The organism is Vibrio sp. S/42/10 (assembly GCF_029890535.1).
Classification (GTDB): domain Bacteria; phylum Pseudomonadota; class Gammaproteobacteria; order Enterobacterales; family Vibrionaceae; genus Vibrio; species Vibrio cyclitrophicus.
Map to the genome: position 1 here is coordinate 1 of NZ_JAKMZC010000028.1, position 18,549 is coordinate 18,549.

Annotated in this window: 17 protein-coding genes, 2 tRNA genes and 1 riboswitch; of the genes, 13 read left to right on the top strand and 6 right to left on the bottom strand. The window is 45.0% G+C overall.

Features of this window, described 5'->3' with window-relative positions:
• The first annotated feature begins 4 nt into the window (after positions 1-4).
• The 10 genes from L8S15_RS20705 (at position 5) to thiH (ending at position 8,817) form a co-directional block, all read left to right on the top strand.
• Positions 5-81: transfer RNA gene (locus L8S15_RS20705), tRNA-Asp, on the top strand.
• A gap of 60 nt (positions 82-141) precedes the next feature.
• Positions 142-218, top strand: a tRNA-Trp gene (locus L8S15_RS20710).
• 319 nt (positions 219-537) lie between these two features.
• On the top strand, positions 538-1,920 hold the full coding sequence (locus tag L8S15_RS20715; RefSeq protein ID WP_016783726.1) for a multicopper oxidase family protein: 1,383 nt from the start codon (positions 538-540) through the stop codon (positions 1,918-1,920).
• A 100-nt stretch (positions 1,921-2,020) separates the two neighbouring features.
• Positions 2,021-2,404, top strand: coding sequence for a fluoride efflux transporter CrcB (crcB, locus tag L8S15_RS20720; RefSeq protein ID WP_004736665.1), 384 nt, complete (start codon positions 2,021-2,023; stop codon positions 2,402-2,404).
• Between the two features lie 62 nt (positions 2,405-2,466).
• Positions 2,467-2,565: riboswitch (TPP riboswitch) on the top strand.
• 130 nt (positions 2,566-2,695) lie between these two features.
• Complete coding sequence (thiC, locus tag L8S15_RS20725) at positions 2,696-4,645, top strand: phosphomethylpyrimidine synthase ThiC (protein ID WP_046209652.1); 1,950 nt, start codon at positions 2,696-2,698, stop codon at positions 4,643-4,645.
• On the top strand, positions 4,645-5,937 hold the full coding sequence (locus tag L8S15_RS20730; protein WP_010440648.1) for a thiamine phosphate synthase: 1,293 nt from the start codon (positions 4,645-4,647) through the stop codon (positions 5,935-5,937). The genes thiC and L8S15_RS20730 overlap by 1 nt, the downstream gene beginning before the upstream one ends.
• Positions 5,927-6,709 (top strand): HesA/MoeB/ThiF family protein, encoded by a 783-nt coding sequence (locus tag L8S15_RS20735; RefSeq protein ID WP_280574962.1) that lies wholly within the window; start codon positions 5,927-5,929, stop codon positions 6,707-6,709. The genes L8S15_RS20730 and L8S15_RS20735 overlap by 11 nt, the downstream gene beginning before the upstream one ends.
• The gene (gene thiS, locus L8S15_RS20740; RefSeq protein ID WP_010440653.1) at positions 6,706-6,915 is read left to right on the top strand and encodes a sulfur carrier protein ThiS; all 210 of its coding nucleotides are present in this window, start codon (positions 6,706-6,708) and stop codon (positions 6,913-6,915) included. The genes L8S15_RS20735 and thiS overlap by 4 nt, the downstream gene beginning before the upstream one ends.
• Positions 6,916-6,917: 2 nt before the next feature.
• Positions 6,918-7,682, top strand: a complete 765-nt coding sequence (locus L8S15_RS20745) for a thiazole synthase (protein WP_010440655.1) — start codon at positions 6,918-6,920, stop codon at positions 7,680-7,682.
• A gap of 7 nt (positions 7,683-7,689) precedes the next feature.
• Complete coding sequence (gene thiH / locus L8S15_RS20750) at positions 7,690-8,817, top strand: 2-iminoacetate synthase ThiH (protein WP_010440657.1); 1,128 nt, start codon at positions 7,690-7,692, stop codon at positions 8,815-8,817.
• Positions 8,818-8,952: 135 nt separating this feature from the next.
• Here thiH and L8S15_RS20755 read toward each other — a convergent pair whose 3' ends face one another.
• Together L8S15_RS20755 and L8S15_RS20760 are read right to left on the bottom strand one after the other, a co-directional pair.
• Entirely contained in the window at positions 8,953-10,743 is a 1,791-nt protein-coding gene (locus tag L8S15_RS20755) for an aminopeptidase P family protein (protein ID WP_010440658.1), read from the bottom strand.
• A gap of 123 nt (positions 10,744-10,866) precedes the next feature.
• Positions 10,867-11,808, bottom strand: a complete 942-nt coding sequence (locus tag L8S15_RS20760) for a LysR family transcriptional regulator (protein ID WP_010440660.1) — start codon at positions 11,806-11,808, stop codon at positions 10,867-10,869.
• A gap of 101 nt (positions 11,809-11,909) precedes the next feature.
• Between L8S15_RS20760 and L8S15_RS20765 the strand changes: the two genes are divergently transcribed.
• Positions 11,910-13,109 carry a multidrug effflux MFS transporter gene (locus tag L8S15_RS20765; protein WP_010440662.1) on the top strand — a complete coding sequence of 400 codons (1,200 nt, stop codon included), beginning with the start codon at positions 11,910-11,912 and terminating at the stop codon, positions 13,107-13,109.
• Between the two features lie 103 nt (positions 13,110-13,212).
• Entirely contained in the window at positions 13,213-13,494 is a 282-nt protein-coding gene (locus L8S15_RS20770; protein WP_004736654.1) for a hypothetical protein, read from the top strand.
• Between the two features lie 85 nt (positions 13,495-13,579).
• Here the strand turns inward: L8S15_RS20770 and L8S15_RS20775 are convergent, their stop codons facing one another.
• The 4 genes from L8S15_RS20775 to L8S15_RS20790 form a co-directional block, all read right to left on the bottom strand.
• A complete protein-coding gene (locus L8S15_RS20775; protein WP_010440663.1) occupies positions 13,580-14,038 on the bottom strand; it encodes a DoxX family protein in 459 nt (152 codons plus the stop codon).
• Between the two features lies 1 nt (position 14,039).
• Positions 14,040-14,807, bottom strand: a complete 768-nt coding sequence (locus L8S15_RS20780) for a DNA-binding domain-containing protein (RefSeq protein WP_010440665.1) — start codon at positions 14,805-14,807, stop codon at positions 14,040-14,042.
• On the bottom strand, positions 14,804-15,664 hold the full coding sequence (locus tag L8S15_RS20785; RefSeq protein WP_010440667.1) for a DUF692 domain-containing protein: 861 nt from the start codon (positions 15,662-15,664) through the stop codon (positions 14,804-14,806). Before L8S15_RS20785 ends, L8S15_RS20780 begins: the two co-directional genes overlap by 4 nt.
• 64 nt (positions 15,665-15,728) lie before the next feature.
• The gene (locus L8S15_RS20790; protein WP_004736650.1) at positions 15,729-15,989 is read right to left on the bottom strand and encodes a DUF2282 domain-containing protein; all 261 of its coding nucleotides are present in this window, start codon (positions 15,987-15,989) and stop codon (positions 15,729-15,731) included.
• 264 nt (positions 15,990-16,253) lie between these two features.
• Between L8S15_RS20790 and uvrD the strand changes: the two genes are divergently transcribed.
• A complete protein-coding gene (gene uvrD, locus L8S15_RS20795; RefSeq protein WP_010440672.1) occupies positions 16,254-18,428 on the top strand; it encodes a DNA helicase II in 2,175 nt (724 codons plus the stop codon).
• The last annotated feature ends 121 nt before the right edge of the window (positions 18,429-18,549 follow it).

Here is an 18,549-nt window from a genome sequence, read left to right on the forward strand (position 1 = left end):
CTGCGGAGTGGTAGTTCAGTTGGTTAGAATACCGGCCTGTCACGCCGGGGGTCGCGGGTTCGAGTCCCGTCCACTCCGCCACTTATTCGATAACCTCGCCTAGTGCGAGGTTTTTTCGAATCTGAAGCAAGATAAAGTTTTAGGGGTGTAGCTCCAATTGGCAGAGCAGCGGATTCCAAATCCGCGTGTTGGGAGTTCGAATCTCTCCACCCCTGCCATATTTAAAGCTCCAGCAGAAATGCTGGAGCTTTTTTGTATCTGTCACTTTTTCAAAGTGACGTTGAGGACCGGAGTGTCAGCCAAGTCGACTATATTGATCCCCATCGAAGCAGAAATCCTAGAGTCTTTTTGATTTATATTTGTTCGATTTTTAATTGATAATTACCTACCTTGAATAGAATATTGTCTTAGAAATGTAAGTGCTTACTTATCTCAGTCTCTTTTATAAGCAATTAACAACACAATCCACACTTCTTTATGAGAATTATTCTCAATATTTTGTTACATTTTGGTCGTTATTACTAAAAGGCAACAAATATGGATATTTCCCGTCGTAAGTTTATTCAATCATCTCTCGCTATATCTGCATTAACAGTACTACCCGCTTGTTCAATGAAGCGGTCTGCTGATGAGCAAGGAAAGTATGTTTATGACTTAACTGCTGAGCCCTCAACAGCAGAGTTAGTGAAGGGATTTAATACCAATATTTTGGGTTTCAATGGCCAGATTCCAGCGCCAACGATTCGATGTCGACAGGGTGAAAAGGTCACGATCCGCTTTACGAATAAGCTATCAGAGCCGACGACTATTCATTGGCATGGTTTAAGAATTCCTATCGAAATGGATGGGGTTCCCTTCTTAAGTCAGCCACCAATCATGCCAGGTGAAACATTCATTTATGAGTTTACGCCGCCAGATGCCGGTACGTTTTGGTATCACCCACACATGAATAGCGTGAAGCAGCTTGGTATGGGCTTAGTTGGTCTTATTATCGTAGAAGAGAGCAATCCAGTACGGTTCGATGAAGAACACGCATTGATGCTTAAGCATTGGCACATCGACAAGCAGGGTCAATGGAAAGATTTAATGATCCCACGACTCAGTGCTCGTATGGGCACTCCTGGGGAGTGGAGTAGTGTTAATGGAGTCCATGAACCCGTATATCAGTTGAAGCAGTATGCAGCGACTAGACTGCGTATTGCTAATGTCGATAATACGATCACTTACCCTATTGCTGTCGAAGGGGCTGAAGCATGGGTTATAGCCATCGATGGTAATCCTGTAAAAACGCCTTATAAACTGACTCAACATAAAATTGGTCCGGGTATGCGTGTTGATATCGGACTGATCGCTCCTAAAGCTGGTGAGCGAGTTAACGTTCTCCATATGAAGGGGCGTTTCCCATTTTCTTTGTGTGAATTTGAAGTCGTAGATTCAGCATTTGCTCAAGGACGTTCGTTGCCATTACTACCATTGAATCCAGTGCCCAACCTAGATCTTGCTAATGCTGAAGAGATCGACTTTTTATTTGAATGGGAAGGGGCTGTTTCTCCAGTATCCAAAGATGGAAAATCGATGCCTAAGTTTTGGCTAACAAATAAAAGAGCATGGGAAGGAATGAGCAAAGACAATATTCCTGAACCATTGGCGACTTTAGAGTTGGGTAAGACTTACATATTCGATCTTAAGAACGTCACTCAATATCATCACCCGATTCATATTCATGGTCATACATTTACTGTATTGGAACTTGATGGTAAAAAAATTGAAGAACCTTTCCATACCGATACAGTGCTACTTGGAAGAAACGGCCGAGCTAAAGCTGCATTTGTTGCAGACAACCCAGGACGTTGGATGTATCACTGTCATGTTATAGAACACATGAAAACGGGTTTAATGGGATATATCGAAGTTAAGTGACACCTGTAACGTTTAATATTTGCGCATGCATTCTTAGTTTCTACCCTCGCTTTTATCGGCGGTAAAGCTAGAATATAGGGACTATTGTTTGGGAGGATTCATGGGTCAGTTATCTATTTTAGGTTTTATTGCCATTGGTGGCGCATTTGGTGCTTGTTCGCGCTATTTGATTTCAGAGTTATGTGTAGTGATGCTAGGGCGTGGCTTTCCTTATGGTACGCTGACCGTTAACGTGATTGGCTCTTTAATTATGGGATTACTCATCGCAGCATTTGAGAATGAGATGGTTGCGACAGAACCATGGAGACAGATCATCGGTCTTGGTTTCCTTGGAGCATTGACTACATTTTCTACATTTTCGATGGATAACGTGCTTCTTATGCAGCAGGGTGCTTTCTTTAAGATGGGACTCAATGTGCTACTCAACGTGGTTCTCAGCATCTCTGCAGCATGGATCGGTTTCCAACTTCTGATAAAGTCTTAAAACTTTCTTACGGTTTGTTAACAACTCGGCTTGGTTTATCCAAGCCGTTTTTATATACTCGGTAGTACTTGTCGGAGTGCCATATGGCTGAGACCGTTAACTCGGGATCCGTTGAACCTGATCAGGCTAATACCTGCGAAGGGAACAAGAGTAGATATCTAACTAGAATCCTTCTAGAGATCTATCTCCAGATCACAACTGCATTTTCTTGCTGTGATCCCTCTTGTAGCATCTAATCCGTCAAGCATTTTTATCCCTATAAATAATGGCTAAAAGCCAAGGAAAAATGCTATGTCGAGTCGTAAACAAGCAAGACTGGAAGCGAAGAATTTCATTGATTCTTTATCCGTACAACCTTATCCAAATTCAAAAAAAGCTTATATCCAAGGATCTCGCGAGGACATTCAAGTCCCTGTACGAGAAATATCACTCGCTGATAGCCTTGTTGGCGGTACCAAAAAAGAGCCTGTATTCGAACCTAATGTACCCATTCAAGTTTACGATACCTCAGGTGTTTACACTGACCCTACACATCAAATAGACCTGTATAGCGGCCTTCCTAAGTTGCGTGAGCAATGGATTGATGAGCGTGGTGATACGGAACTGTTAGATGATGTAAGCTCTGTTTACACTAAAGAGCGTTTAGAAGATGAAACTCTAGACGACCTTCGTTACGGCAACCTACCTAGAATTCGTCGTGCGACTGGAGGTCAATGTGTTACTCAGCTGCATTATGCTCGTCAGGGGATTATCACTCCTGAGATGGAGTACATTGCGATACGTGAGAACATGGGACGCCAGAAGTTCGCTGATGAGCAGCTGAACCATCAACACCCTGGCCATAACTTTGGCGCGAACCTACCTAAAGAAATTACCTCTGAGTTCGTACGTAAAGAGGTTGCTGAAGGCCGAGCTATTATTCCTTCAAACATCAACCATCCAGAATCAGAACCGATGATTATCGGCCGAAACTTCTTAGTGAAGGTGAACGCCAATATCGGTAACTCTTCAGTAAGCTCTTCGATTGAAGAAGAAGTTGAGAAATTAGTATGGTCAACTCGTTGGGGTGGCGATACCGTGATGGACCTTTCCACCGGCCGCAATATCCACGAGACTCGCGAATGGATCTTGCGTAATAGTCCGGTGCCAATTGGTACGGTTCCTATGTATCAAGCGCTTGAAAAAGTGAATGGCGTAGCCGAAGACCTTAACTGGGAAGTGATGCGCGATACCTTGATTGAACAAGCAGAGCAAGGTGTTGACTACTTCACTATCCATGCTGGTTTGTTGCTTCGCTACGTTCCGATGACGGCTAAACGTGTGACCGGTATTGTTTCTCGTGGTGGTTCTATTATCGCGAAATGGTGTCTTGCTCATCACCAAGAAAGTTTCCTTTATACCCACTTCCGAGAGATCTGTGAGATCTGTGCGAAGTACGATGTTGCACTGTCATTGGGTGATGGCCTACGCCCTGGTTCTATTGCAGATGCCAATGATGAGGCTCAGTTCTCGGAGTTACGTACTCTAGGTGAGTTGACTAAAGTGGCTTGGGAATATGATGTTCAGGTGATCATTGAAGGCCCTGGACATGTGCCAATGCACTTAATAAAGGAGAATATGGACGAGCAGTTAGAGCACTGCCACGAAGCGCCTTTCTATACTTTAGGTCCACTGACGACAGATATTGCACCTGGTTACGACCATATTACCTCTGGAATTGGCGCGGCCATGATTGGTTGGTACGGCTGTGCGATGCTGTGTTATGTAACCCCTAAAGAGCACCTAGGCTTACCAAACAAAGAAGACGTGAAGACTGGCTTGATTACTTATAAGCTGGCAGCGCATGCAGCAGACTTGGCAAAAGGACATCCGGGCGCACAGATCCGCGACAATGCATTATCAAAGGCGCGTTTTGAATTCCGTTGGGAAGACCAATTTAATCTAGCTTTAGATCCGGAAACCGCGCGTTCTTTCCACGATGAAACCCTGCCACAAGAGTCGGGTAAGGTTGCTCACTTCTGCTCTATGTGTGGACCTAAATTCTGCTCGATGAAGATCTCTCAGGAAGTACGAGAGTATGCGAAAGACACCGAACAAGTGGCGGCTGATCAGGCTATCGAAATTAAGATGTTGGATAACCCGTTGGAAGGGATGCGTCAGAAATCACAAGAGTTCCGTGATACCGGCTCTGAACTTTACCACCCTGCAGTAGGTGCAAAAGAAGCTCAATTAGAGGAATAATGACAGTGAAGATACTCATCCCATCTCAAAATATTGAGTTAACGGGAGAGGTGCAGAACTGTCTATTGGTTGCTAAGCGACAAGGTTTGGCAACCGATACAGTTGAGTTGGGCGTAAGCCCAACTCAATACTTCTCTATCGTTGATGCTCAGCAGGCGTTATCTATTGGCTTCGTTCATGATGTTGATTCATTGGCGGAGTGTAAGTTAGCGGAACTGAATCATGTTGTTGATTACAGTCATTCTGTCGCGCTAACTGACGTTTGTGGTGCCTTTACACAATCTCCAAACACTATCTATATTGGTGTCTCAGATGATTCATCTGTAATGGATATTTGGTCTCACCTAGATGCTAATCGTGTCATTAAGAGTGAAACTACAGCTCATCAAGAATTAGATAGTAGTGGTCATTTTGCTTGGTTACTTACTTTGTTGGCGCTGGAATTCCCATTAGAAGACGCACTAGTTTTAGCTCGCGCTGCATCGAATGTTTCACGTGGAACATGGCCAGCACATTATCAAGACTTTCCTATCCCTGTTCTTGAAGATCAACGGTTGGACATAAGCGTAGGTTGGGCTAACCAAGGAACATCACTTTATTTTCCTGAATTGAATAAGAGTAGCCTCGGTTTATACCCCGTAGTTGATGATGTTGAGTGGATCGAAAGATTACTCAAGCTTGGAATCAACACTGTCCAACTACGTATTAAGAACCCGCATCAAGCGGACTTAGAACAACAAGTCACACGATCTATCGAGCTTGGTCGAGAGCATAACGCTCAAGTTTTTATCAATGATTACTGGCAGCTTGCACTCAAGCATGACGCTTTTGGTGTTCACTTGGGGCAAGAGGATATTGAAGAATCAAACCTCTCACAGTTGAGCCAAGCGGGTATTAAGATCGGACTCTCGACTCATGGCTATTACGAGTTGCTACGCATTGTTCAAATCAACCCAAGCTATATTGCGCTAGGGCATATCTTCCCAACAACAACTAAACAGATGCCATCGAAACCTCAGGGTTTAGTTCGTTTATCTCTGTATCAACAGCTGATTGATACTATCCCATACACAGAAGAACTTACTGGCTATCCGACGGTTGCTATTGGCGGTATTGACCAATCGACAGCCGAGCAGGTGTGGGAGTGTGGGGTATCGAGCTTGGCGGTGGTACGTGCGATTACATTGGCGGAAGACCCACAGAAAGTGATCGAATTTTTCGAAAAACAGATGACGTCTAAACCTTCAACTCTCAAAGAAGAGGTTATGTCGGAGCCTAGCTATGCTGAGTGACTTTGAATTCATTCGTTATCAACGACAAATTGCGTTATCTGAAGTGGGTGAGCAAGGGCAACGCAACTTACTAAATAGTCATGTGTTGTTGATTGGTTGTGGTGGCTTAGGTAATGCCGCGTCTCTTTATCTCGCAGCTTCTGGTGTGGGAAGAATTGTTTTGGTCGATGACGATTGTGTTGATTCGTCCAACCTGCAGAGACAAGTCGCGTTTAAGGAAAACCAATTAGGTTCACCTAAGGTCGAAGCACTTAAACAGCAACTGAATGAGCTAAATGGTCGAAGCCAAGTAAGAACCATCAACCAACGAATGAGTGAAAGCCAACTTGAATTAGAAGTCATGTTGGCTGATCTCGTGTTGGATTGTACTGACAACTTCGCGTCACGCCAGCAGGTTAACCGAGCTTGTTTTAAAACTAATACACCTTTGATATCGGGTTCTGCAATTGGCTGGAAAGGCCAGTTTATTGTATTTGATTATCAGAATCAGAAAGGGTGCTATCACTGCTTGTTCCCGTTCAGACAGCATCCACAAACGACGCGTTGTAGCGATAGCGGCATCATAGGCCCAGTTGTTGGCACCATAGGTAACCTTCAAGCTTTGGCTGCTATTCAACGTCTAACTCGTGGTGAGTTTCAGGTCACAACACATCAACTCAAACTGTTCGATGGCCAGACGATGAATTGGCAAAACCTTATGGTCACTCAAGATAGTGAATGTCTTGTGTGCAGTGCGTCTGTAGTTAAGCATTTAGAAGAAGAAATCCAATGAGCCATATAACTATCTCGATAAACGAACAATCAGAACAAGTAGCACACTCGTCGTCTCTAGCGGACATTATCCAAGTTCTAGCATTACCTGATCTAGGTTGTGTGTTTGCAATCAATAATGCGGTTGTCCCGCGTAGCCAGTGGCAACAAACAGTCGTTAATGAAGGCGACGCTATATCTCTTTTCCAAGCCATTGCAGGAGGCTAACCATGTTAACTATCGCAGATAAAACGTTTCAATCACGACTCTTCACTGGAACGGGTAAGTTCGCCAATAAGCAATTGATGGCGAGTGCTATCGAGGCCTCAGGTTCGGAATTGGCAACTATGGCGCTTAAGAGAGTTGATATTCGCTCTGAGCAAGACGACATTTTACAACCCATCATTGATGCTGGCGTGAACTTACTACCGAATACGTCAGGTGCTAAGAATGCAAAAGACGCCATCTTTGCTGCGCATTTGGCTCGTGAAGCTCTAGGCACAAATTGGCTCAAACTGGAAATTCACCCAGATCCAAAGTACTTGATGCCAGACCCAATTGAAACGCTTAAAGCTGCTGAGCAACTGGTTAAAGATGGCTTTATTGTGTTGCCTTACTGTCATGCCGATCCAGTATTGTGTAAACGCTTGGAAGAGGTGGGTTGTACTGCGGTTATGCCGCTAGGTGCCCCAATTGGTTCAAACAAAGGTATCGCTTCGGCAGACTTCTTAGAGATCATTATCGACCAAGCGAATGTCCCTGTGATTGTGGATGCAGGCATAGGTGCACCATCTCATGCTGCTCGCGCAATGGAAATGGGCGCAGATGCAGTGTTAGTGAATACGGCGATTGCGGCTTCCCAACAACCTGTTGATATGGCGATTGCTTTTAAGTTGGCAGTTGAAGCAGGTCGTATGGCTTACCTTGCTGGTCTCGCTGGTCAGGTATCTCACGCGGTTGCTTCCAGTCCGTTAACTTCATTTCTAGACGAGTAATATTGCCATGACGTTTGTTGATCGATTTAAACAGCTCAACTGGGATGATATTGGTATGTCTATCTTCAGTAAAACGGCAGCGGATGTTGAACGTGCTCTGAGTAAACCCAAACGCGACCTAGAAGACTTTAAGGCTCTGATCTCTCCGGCGGCAGAACCTTACTTAGAGCAGATGGCACAACAATCGTTGGCGCTAACTCGTAAGCGATTTGGTAATACAATGTCGCTTTATATTCCTTTGTATCTCTCGAATCTATGCGCGAATGCATGCACGTATTGTGGTTTCTCAATGGAGAATCGTATCAAGCGCCGCACGCTTACTTTGGATGAAATTGATGCCGAAAGTGCGGCTATCAAAAAGATGAAGTTTGATAGCGTTTTGTTGGTCACCGGTGAACATGAAACTAAGGTCGGGATGAATTACTTTCGACAGGTGTTGCCGACTATCAAAAAGCAATTTAACTACCTTGCAATGGAAGTGCAGCCGCTTGATCAACATGATTACGCAGAGCTTAAATCTCTCGGTTTAGATGCTGTTATGGTTTACCAAGAGACTTACCAGCCAAGAACTTACGCTGAGCATCATCTACGTGGCAATAAAATGGATTTTGAATATCGTCTTGAAACTCCTGATCGCTTGGCAAAAGCGGGGATCGATAAGATAGGTATTGGTGCCTTGATTGGTTTGGAAGATTGGAGAACCGACTGCTTCTTTGTTGCTGCTCACTTGGATTACCTGGAGCGCACTTATTGGCAGACTCGCTATTCAATTTCATTCCCGCGTCTTCGCCCGTGCGAGGGTGGAGACGGTAATGGAGGCTTGCAGCCTAAGTCGGTCATGAACGATAAACAGTTGGTTCAGCTTATCTGCGCATATAGACTCTTAAACCCTGAGGTCGAGTTATCTCTATCTACTCGTGAGTCAGCAACCTTCCGCGACAATGTGTTGCCATTAGGAATCACGAGTATGTCGGCTGCGTCAAAAACCCAACCTGGTGGTTATGCTTCGGGTGAGGAAGAACTCGAACAGTTTGAGATAAGTGATGAGAGAAGTGCTGCCGATGTTGAGTCGATGATTCGTCAGCGTGGTTTCGACCCAGTGTGGCGAGACTGGCACAGTGCCTATTCTGGTTAATCAACGTTTGGTTGATGTTCCACGTGAAACATCGATGGGATGCTATCGACAAACAAAAACGGCTACCTTTAGGTAGCCGTTTTTATATCTAATTTAGCGAGCTTGTTTTGGTTAAGTAAACAGCCTAGAAAGCTATTAAGCGTGAGCTAATGGTGTCGTTGATTGACGTAGCCATTCCAACGTATCACCTTCAACTAATGGGCTAACGTCGCTCCATACTTTTTGATGGTAGTCGTTCAGCCATGCCAGTTCAGGTCGTGTTAGCAAATCAACATTGATGTTGCGCTTATCGATTGGGCAACGAGTTAGTGATTCAAACGTCAATACAGAGAAGTCACCCTGAGTTGGCAGCTCAACAACCAGTTCTAGGTTCTCGATGCGGATACCAAATTCATCAGCACGGTAGTAACCTGGTTCGTTTGATAACACCATACCTTTAACTAGAGGCACGTCGATTAACTTCTTAGAGATACTTTGTGGGCCTTCATGAACACTTAGGAAGTGACCTACACCATGACCAGTACCGTGGTCGTAGTCGAAGCCTTCAGCCCATAAGTGCTGGCGCGCTAGGATATCAAGTTGGAAACCACGAGTGCCTTGTGGGAAACGAGCTCGTGCGATGCCGATATGACCTTTAAGTGCGAGAGTGAACTGTTGAATCATTTCGTCGCTTGGTTGGCCAATCGCGATAGTACGAGTGATGTCCGTTGTACCATCTAAGTACTGACCGCCTGAATCGACTAGGTACAGAGTATTCAGTTCTAGCTTACCTGGTTCAGGTTGGTTCTCATGGTTGTAGTGACACATAGCTGCGTTTCCGCCTGCAGCTGAAATCGTGTCAAAACTTAGGTCCATCAGCGTCGGGTCTTGCTCGCGGAATGATTGTACTTTGTCTGCTAGTACAGCTTCGTTGTGCAGGTTACCTTGCGCGACTTCTGCATCAATCCAAGACAGGAATTTCGCCATCGCCACGCCATCTCGAATGTGACACGCTTTCATACCTGCAATCTCAGTTGCGTTTTTAGCAGCTTTTGGCATTAGGCATGGGTCTGCTGCTTCAATGATGTGAGCGCCAGCGTTTTGCAGAACAAGCGTGTACCAAGCATTGCTCGTGCTTGAATCTACAGATACATTTCTATTTTCTAAAGACTGAAGGCGCACTTCAAGCTCTGATGGGTGAGAAACTCGAATACCATTACCAACGTGTGCTTCAAAGCCTGCTGGGATGCGTGCTGGGTCTAGGAAGAAATCGACGCTTTCATCAGCGTGAATGATTGCATTAGACAGTACAACAGGTAGGCGAGATACGTCCAAACCACGAATGTTAAGCAACCAACAGATCGAATCGAGCTCGGTAAGGATAGCGGCGTCCGCACCTTTTGCTTTTAGTAAGCCAGCAATCTCCGCACGTTTGCTTTCACTTGATTGACCAACGGCATCTGTTGCCATTAGGCGAACATCAGATACAACAGGCTCAGGACGGTCAGACCAAAGCGCATCAATCGGGTTTGCTGATAACGTTGTTAGCTCAACTTTCTCCGCTAGTTTTGCTTGTGCGCCTTTCAACCAAGCAGCGGTGTGCATGCGTGGGTCGAATGCAACCTTACTACCTTGAGGCAATGAGTTGATGATCCAATCTAAAGCCGGTTCTTCAATAAGGTGGCGATACTCAAATAACTCTGCTGGTACCTGCTTACGAACCTGAACGGTGTAGCGACCATCAACAAAAATAGCAGCAGTTTCACGAGTGATAACAGCGGCACCTGCAGAGCCAGTGAAACCTGTTAACCAGTGAAGTCGCTCGTTATGAGCAGGAACGTATTCACCTAGATATTCGTCTTCGTGTGGAATGATAACGGCATCTAGGTTGTTTGTTTCAAGCCAAGTTCGAACCGCAGCAACGCGTTCAGCAGTGATATTGTGCATCTGTGTTTTATCCTTATTGTTAGGGTCCTTGTTAACACTCACAGTCGATATACAGGTGAGGGGACTTATTAGGTCAATAAGCTAGCGCTTTTGTTCGTTTGCTGCAAACGCTGTACGCCATTTTTATCTAAGGTGCAGAGTTTTTTCTTTGATGATATCTCGCAACCAAGTTAAGGCTGGGTCATTTTCTCTGTCACGGTGCCAAAACAAAGTGTATGCCATCGGTGGGAACTCCATTGGTAAAGGAACAACCACTAAGTCGAGTTGCTTAGCGACGAGATAAGTAAAGTGGCTTGGTGCGGTAAACACAAAGTCGGTGTAGGTACATAGGCTTGCAGCGCTATTGAAGTCTGGAACAGAAATCGCGATATCGCGTTGATGGCCAAGATCGGCAAGTTTGTAGTCGAGCAGCCAGCGGTCGTTACCATCGCACCTTACCTGTACATGACGTTGCGCAAGGTAGGTTTCCAGATCCCATTTACCACTCAGAGCAGGGTGGTTGCGTCTTAGCACACACATCTGTGCGTCGCGGTAGATCTCTTGTTCGCAAATGTCGTCTGGCGGCAGCATAGTTAAACGCGCATCGTTGATGTCGATGTCTTTGCCAGTGAGTCCGATATCTAGTTCGCCAAGCTGCAGCTTCTTAAAGGTTTGTTCTGTCCACGCGTGGGTGTTGATATTGACCTTAGGTGCTTGTCGAAATATTGCCGGTAAGAAGTGCGGAAGAATCAGCGGGTAAACACTCTCAACGGCAGCAATGTGAAAGCTATGGTCGCTGTTGTTGGGAATGAAAGTTTCCGGTTGGGTAAGCATATCAAGTTGATTGATCAGCGTTTCTAATCGAGGCTTGAGGAACACAGCTTTCGGTGTCGGTCTTAGGCCATGAGCACTTCGCGTAAAAAGGGGATCATTAAATTGTTCACGAAGCTTGGCTAGCGACTTGCTCACTGCTGATTGGCTCAAGCACAGCCTATGTGCGGTGCGAGTGACACTCAGCTCTTCCATCAACACTTGTAAACAAACTAATAGGTTTAGGTCGATGCGTGACAGTTTCTCGATATTCATATGAATTTCCAATTTGGAATAATACTAATGAGTATATGCCATTTCTATTCATATCTTTAGTCCGTTATTATGCACCCAAATTAATTCATTCGGAGAATCTTGTGCCTTCTAACGCGCTTCCAAATCCTAGCAAATTGCAGGTTGCACTACTTGCAATGCTGGTTCTATTTAGCCCTTTGGCTATTGATATTTATCTACCAGCACTGCCACAAATTTCGACAGCGTTTCACGTGGAACATGCACTAGCACAAGATACGATTACTTGGTTTTTATTCGCCATGGGTGTCGGGCAATTATTTGCAGGCCCTTTGGCTGATAAGTTAGGACGTCGAACCGTTGCATTGGGAGGTGTTAGTATCTATGCACTGAGTGCTTGCTTGGCGTGGGCAGCTCAGTCGATTGATATGATGCTAATAGCTCGGCTGTTACAAGGCTTAGGAGCTTGTGCGACTTCTGTAGCAGCCTTTGCAACGGTTCGCGATCTATTTGGCCCGCAGAAGAGCGGGCGAATGATCAGTTACCTTAACGGTGCAATTTGCTTTATTCCTGCATTAGCGCCGATCCTTGGTGCTTGGTTGACTCAACAGTTTGGTTGGCGCTCGAACTTCAGTTTCATGGCTGGCTTTGCGATTGTGGTCGGCACCATTTTGTTTTTCCAAATGAAAGAGTCTAACCCTGCGACAGAAAAGGTTGCAGTTTTTAAGCTAGAGCGATACTGGTCGGTATTGAAAACACCGTCATTTATCTTCCATGCCACTTTATGCTTGATGGCGATGGCGGTAATCCTTGCTTACGTTACCTCTGCACCTGTTGTGTTGATGGAAAACCTAGGTTTGACGATGAACGAATTTACCTTTTGGTTTGGTGTAAACGCGGCAATTAATATCATCGCAGCATTCACAGCGCCGAAGTTTATGGATCGCTTTGGTACCTATAAAGCCCTGGTTGTTGGTATATCCACACTTGGCTTAGCTGGGGTGATTATGTTGGTGCTTGCTGATCAAGCGACAGCGTTCGCATTTATGTTGCCTATTTTCTTATCTTCGGTTGGTTTTGCATGGATTCTTGGCGCTGCTGCGGGTAAGGCATTAGAACCTTTTGGTGACCGTGCGGGTACAGCTGCTGCGCTGCTTGGTTTGTTCCAAATGAGCGGTTCAGGGCTACTTGTTGGTACCATGCAACGTCTTGATTTAACGTCTCAAGTGATGATTGCGCTACAAATGTTCCTTATTGTGCCAGCATTGTTGGTACTTGCGAGCAAGGCGGGTAAGTCGTGGCATACGACGTTTGCAAAGGCATAAGTTACAAGGGTGATAAAATATACAAATGGCGGTTTTCGAAACGTTAAAACATGGTATATTTGTCACTCATTGAAACGTTAGTACCACAACGGAAAATACTGTAATGTCATTAACAACCTACGAAATGGCGCGCATCTTAGAACAAATGGAAGATGCACCTGAAAAGGTCATGTTTGGTAAACTGCTTAAAGAGCTAGGAAACCAAAGTGAAGAGCGTATTCGCAGTGCGGCAAAACAAGTTCCAATCGATACTTTGCGAGATATTATTTACCAATTCCAGCGTGTGGTAGAGTCTCGTAAAGGTGAACAAGTTCAGCTATTAGCAAAAGAGTTAGCAGAACAAGGTATCTCTGCTGAAGAACTACAAGCTTTTCTAAACAAGTAGTTTATCCCAGATAAAAAGAAACCACTCGATTGAGTGGTTTTTTGCGTTTAGGGCTAGGTTAATTTAAGGACGATGCAAAATAGATCTAGCTTGCGAATTGTTTTCTTAATATTCGATCAAGCGACATAGGTCCGGCTCCCCATACGACGACGACCAGTATCATTAATCCCCACAACTGATGATCATAGAAACCTTGCTCCCACAACACAGGGTATGACACGACAGCCATGATGTTGAATACGAATAACGCTGCTGCCATCGGTCGTGTTAATAGGCCTAGTGCTAAGAAAACAGGCAGAATCAATTCTGCGGCAGTACCCATGTAAGCTGCTAATTCCCAAGGCAGCAATGGCACCTGGTATTCCAACTCAAACAAATAAAGGGTGCTATCCCATGTGGCTATTTTGGTGAGTCCTGAATTGAAGAATACCCAAGCCACCCATAAGCGACAAAACAAAAGTAGCAGAGGAACAAAAAGTGATTGTGACTTCTCAATCAATGCATCGTATTGAGCCATCATGTTTGTGACCGTGTTGTTATCCATTTTATGTCTCCAATTCATCATTGAGTGAGAAGCCTGAGATGACGTCGAGAGCCATTACAGTATTAAGGTGTTGTAGTAGTGAAGGGTTAATCTGAGCGAGTGCTTGACCCGATTGCAATTCAGTTAATAGTTGGTGGCATTCTTCCGTCAAACGATAGCTCTCAACCTGTGAATTCTCGGTTCTGATTAACACTCCTAATTCAGGTTGGTTGATGTCTAACCCGTCAAGTTGTTGCTGGTAGATAGCTTGCTCAAGCGCGATAATCGTATAGCTAGAATTAACTAGCGTTATTGAATCTTTGAGATGGAAGACCAAAGCGCCTTGCTGTTCTTGTGGCACATCAGCTAAACAAGAAAGGGGGCGTTGGTCGACATGTGATTCTGAAATACATCTCACCAAGCTATCTTTTTTCCATTCATACAAAGCCACTTCAGCGAGATAAGGAGCAGCCTCAATAACGGTAGGAAAGGTTTGGATAGTCTGTTCAAAGTGTTCCCCATAACCGCTGACATCACCAGAGGTTGATGGATAACTTAAGACATGTTGGCGAGCCATTTGTTGGAAGCACTCTTCACCAACCAGCATTTCAGTCAGTGGGTACGTCGCTGCCAGTACTTCGCTCAAGCTGATCACAAAGTTATTTCGGTAAATTTGGATTCGCTGTTCATCCGTAAAATGGTCGCTCACTATGTCGCAGTGATCACCATTGTTTTGGTAGCGCAGGGCGTTAGCAAACTCCGACTGAACGTCAGCTAGGGAGTGGCTCATGATGCGCGACTCCTTGGGTTGAACTTGTCGTGTTGATACAAAATATCACTGGCTTTGGTTGCTTCAGCCAATAAGACTTGTGGTTCTGGGATGTCTAGATCCCACTCAATCAAGGTATGGCGCAAACCATGTTGTGCTATCCATTGTGTGTAGAGTTGCCACACTTCGTCACAGACTGGTTTACTGTGGGTATCTATCCAGATCTCACCTTGTTCGAGTTTCTTTTTGGTAAAACCTGCCAAGTGAATCTCTTCCACTTTGTCTGCAGGAATTCCGCTTAAGTACTCTTCACAACTGAAACCATGGTTAAAAGATGAGACAAAAATATTATTGAAATCGAGTAATAAGCGACACTCGGTACGCTTCTGTACTTCAGCCAAAAATTCCCACTCTGGGATAGTTGAATGCTTGAAGGCAAGGTAGCTCGATGGGTTTTCAATTAGCATAGGGCGTTGCAAGCTGTCTTGGACCTCGATGACATTGCGGCAGAAGACCTCTAATGCCTCTTCGGTATACGGCAGTGGTAATAAATCATTGAAGTAGTGACCACCAATCTGACTCCAACTTAGATGGTCAGAAACCAAAAACGGCTCTATGTCATTGATGAGTTCTTTTAGCTGCAGTAAGTGATTTGGGTTAATACGCTCAAAAGAACCTAAAGACAACCCAACGCCGTGGCAACTTATACTGTGGTCATTACGTATTACTCTGAGCTGCTGACGCGATTTTGATTGAGGCTGAAAGTAGTTTTCGCTGTGAACCTCTAACCAACTTATTAAAGCTGGATTTTGGCTAAAGAAGTCTAAGTGAGGTGTTCTAAGGCCAACCCCTGTATTGGGGTGAAGAGTTTGAGTCACAACGATTCTCCTAATAGAAAGTGGAGGTGAGCTGGATATCAGCTCACCATACTTATCAGCTCAATTATGATGATTGAGTGTTACCACCAGATAATTTGCCACAAAGTCCTTTAGGTACGACTACGAATGCATCGGATTGGTTGTCTTCTTTTGCTGTACCTGCACATGAACTTGTTTTGGTTGCACAATCATTTTGGCCAGCTTTTGCCACGCCGTAGCATTTTTCTTTTGCTGCTGCCTCTGCAGGCGCTGATGTAAGAACTGCACCGCCGAACGCTAGTACACTTGTGATTGCAGCTGTAACAGCAAGATTAGAATTTTTCATAGTCATTCCCTCTAGGACTTAATAGTATTTTTATATCGCAGGTTAATAAGTTGTTAACTTGCTTACTAAAAAGGATAGGAAGAACTCGGAAATAATTTCACTGCATTATAAAAAATATCAATATTAATGATGTGTTATCTATTAAGTTACTGATTACATGATGTTATTTTTTGATTGTTTTTTCTTCTTATTATCCTAAACGCAGCCTAGTGTTTAGGTTATAATCGACTTTTATGTATAAATACCCAGTAGTGAGCATATCCAATGATAGATCCTTCGCTTTTACTCGATGGCCTAAACGACAAACAACGTGAGGCGGTCGCAGCACCTTTAGAAAACCTACTTATTCTGGCAGGTGCTGGCAGTGGTAAAACGCGAGTGTTGGTGCATCGTATTGCTTGGCTGCAAAGCGTAGAGCAAGCATCGCCGTTTTCTATCATGTCAGTCACCTTCACCAATAAAGCGGCAGCAGAGATGCGTGGTCGTATTGAAGAGTTGATGATGGGTAGCTCGTCAGGTATGTGGAACGGTACCTTCCATGGTATTTGTCACCGTATTCTTCGAGCTCACTACCTAGATGCAAAACTGCCAGAAGATTTTCAGATCATTGATTCAGATGATCAAATTCGTTTACTACGTCGCTTAATCAAGGCGCAAAACCTTGATGAAAAGCAGTGGCCAGCCAAGCAAGCTTCTTGGTGGATTAATGGTAAAAAAGACGAAGGGCTACGCCCAAGTCATATTGACGCCTACCATGATCCAATCACTCAAACGTGGTTAAAGATTTACTCGGCTTACCAAGAGGCATGTGATCGTGCTGGCTTGGTCGACTTTGCTGAAATCTTGTTGCGATCGCATGAACTATTGCGCGATAAGAAACACATCCGCGAGCACTACCAAGCTCGCTTTAAGCACATTCTTGTCGACGAATTCCAAGATACCAACAACATCCAATACGCTTGGCTTCGCATGATGGCAGGCCCGGATTGTCGCGTGATGATCGTGGGTGATGATGACCAATCTATCTATGGCTGGCGTGGCGCTAAAATTGAAAATATTCAGAAGTTCTTGGATGAATTCCCAGGCGCTTCAACGGTTCGACTCGAACAAAACTACCGTTCAACCAAAACCATTCTTCAGGCGTCGAATGAGCTTATCTCGAACAACACTGAGCGTATGGGTAAAGAGCTGTGGACCGATGGCAACGATGGCGAACTAATCTCAGTTTACTCGGCTTATAACGAGTTAGATGAAGCGCGCTTCACGGTCAGCAAAATCAAAGAGTGGCAAGAGAAAGGCGGTGCGTTAGAAGATACCGCGATGCTTTATCGTAACAACGCCCAATCTCGTGTGCTTGAAGAGGCGCTTATCCAAGGTGGTCTACCTTACCGAATCTACGGCGGCATGCGATTCTTCGAGCGTCAGGAAATCAGAGATGCTTTGAGCTACCTGCGTTTAATGAGTAACCGAAGCAATGATGCGGCATTCGAACGTGTCGTAAATACGCCAACGCGTGGCTTGGGTGATAAAACCTTAGAAACGATTCGTCTTGCAGCGCGTGATCGTGGTGCAACCATGTGGGAAGCCAGTGTTGCTCTGATAGAAGAACAAGTGTTACCAGGCCGTGCTGCAGGTGCTTTGAGCCGCTTTATTGAGCTTATCAATGCACTTGAAGATGACACCATAGAACTGAGACTTCATGAGCAAACCGACCACGTAATCAAATCGTCGGGCTTGTTTGCGATGTACGAGCAAGAGAAAGGTGAAAAGTCGAAGGCACGTATTGAGAACTTGGAAGAATTGGTAACGGCAACGCGTCAGTTTGAAAAGCCAGAAGAAGCGGATGAAATGAGCATGCTAACGGCGTTCTTAACTCATGCGGCTTTGGAAGCAGGTGAAGGTCAGGCTGACGAGTTTGATGATGCGGTTCAGCTCATGACTCTGCACAGTGCCAAAGGCCTAGAGTTCCCAATGGTATTCATGGTTGGCGTTGAAGAGGGTATGTTCCCAAGCCAGATGTCTGCAGAAGAGGCAGGGCGCTTAGAAGAAGAGCGTCGCCTGTGTTACGTAGGCATGACGCGTGCGATGGAGAAGCTTTACATAACTTACGCAGAGATGCGTCGCTTGTACGGGCAAGACAAGTACCACAAACCGTCACGCTTTATTCGTGAGCTGCCTGAGACATGTCTGGATGAAGTGCGTATGAAAGCGCAAGTGAGCCGTCCTGCAAGCAGCGGTCGCTTTAGCCAAACCGCCGTGAAAGAGAACTTTAACGAAACAGGCTTTAGTTTGGGTTCTCGCGTTAAGCACCCTAAGTTTGGTGAAGGCACTATCATCAACTTCGAGGGAAGTGGCCCGCAGAGCCGAGTTCAAGTCGCGTTTAATGGTGAAGGCATCAAGTGGTTAGTAACGGCTTATGCTCGTTTAGAGCAGCTTTAACCTGTTACTTCGACATCTAAAAACCGTCCATTATTAAAAACAGAAAGAGCAGCCAATGGCTGCTCTTTTTATTGCTTTATACTGACCTAAATTAGGTTAATACGAGCCTAAGGCATTGCTG

Coding starts and splice junctions, on each gene's coding strand:
- L8S15_RS20735 (WP_280574962.1), top strand. CDS start 5,927: ATGCTGAGTGACTTTGAATTCATTCGTTATCAACGACAAATTGCGTTA.
- L8S15_RS20775 (WP_010440663.1), bottom strand. CDS start 14,038: ATGGATAACAACACGGTCACAAACATGATGGCTCAATACGATGCATTG.
- L8S15_RS20730 (WP_010440648.1), top strand. CDS start 4,645: ATGACAGTGAAGATACTCATCCCATCTCAAAATATTGAGTTAACGGGA.
- L8S15_RS20745 (WP_010440655.1), top strand. CDS start 6,918: ATGTTAACTATCGCAGATAAAACGTTTCAATCACGACTCTTCACTGGA.
- L8S15_RS20715 (WP_016783726.1), top strand. CDS start 538: ATGGATATTTCCCGTCGTAAGTTTATTCAATCATCTCTCGCTATATCT.
- L8S15_RS20755 (WP_010440658.1), bottom strand. CDS start 10,743: ATGCACAATATCACTGCTGAACGCGTTGCTGCGGTTCGAACTTGGCTT.
- L8S15_RS20760 (WP_010440660.1), bottom strand. CDS start 11,808: ATGAATATCGAGAAACTGTCACGCATCGACCTAAACCTATTAGTTTGT.
- L8S15_RS20790 (WP_004736650.1), bottom strand. CDS start 15,989: ATGAAAAATTCTAATCTTGCTGTTACAGCTGCAATCACAAGTGTACTA.
- thiC (WP_046209652.1), top strand. CDS start 2,696: ATGTCGAGTCGTAAACAAGCAAGACTGGAAGCGAAGAATTTCATTGAT.
- L8S15_RS20780 (WP_010440665.1), bottom strand. CDS start 14,807: ATGAGCCACTCCCTAGCTGACGTTCAGTCGGAGTTTGCTAACGCCCTG.
- crcB (WP_004736665.1), top strand. CDS start 2,021: ATGGGTCAGTTATCTATTTTAGGTTTTATTGCCATTGGTGGCGCATTT.
- uvrD (WP_010440672.1), top strand. CDS start 16,254: ATGATAGATCCTTCGCTTTTACTCGATGGCCTAAACGACAAACAACGT.
- thiH (WP_010440657.1), top strand. CDS start 7,690: ATGACGTTTGTTGATCGATTTAAACAGCTCAACTGGGATGATATTGGT.
- L8S15_RS20770 (WP_004736654.1), top strand. CDS start 13,213: ATGTCATTAACAACCTACGAAATGGCGCGCATCTTAGAACAAATGGAA.
- thiS (WP_010440653.1), top strand. CDS start 6,706: ATGAGCCATATAACTATCTCGATAAACGAACAATCAGAACAAGTAGCA.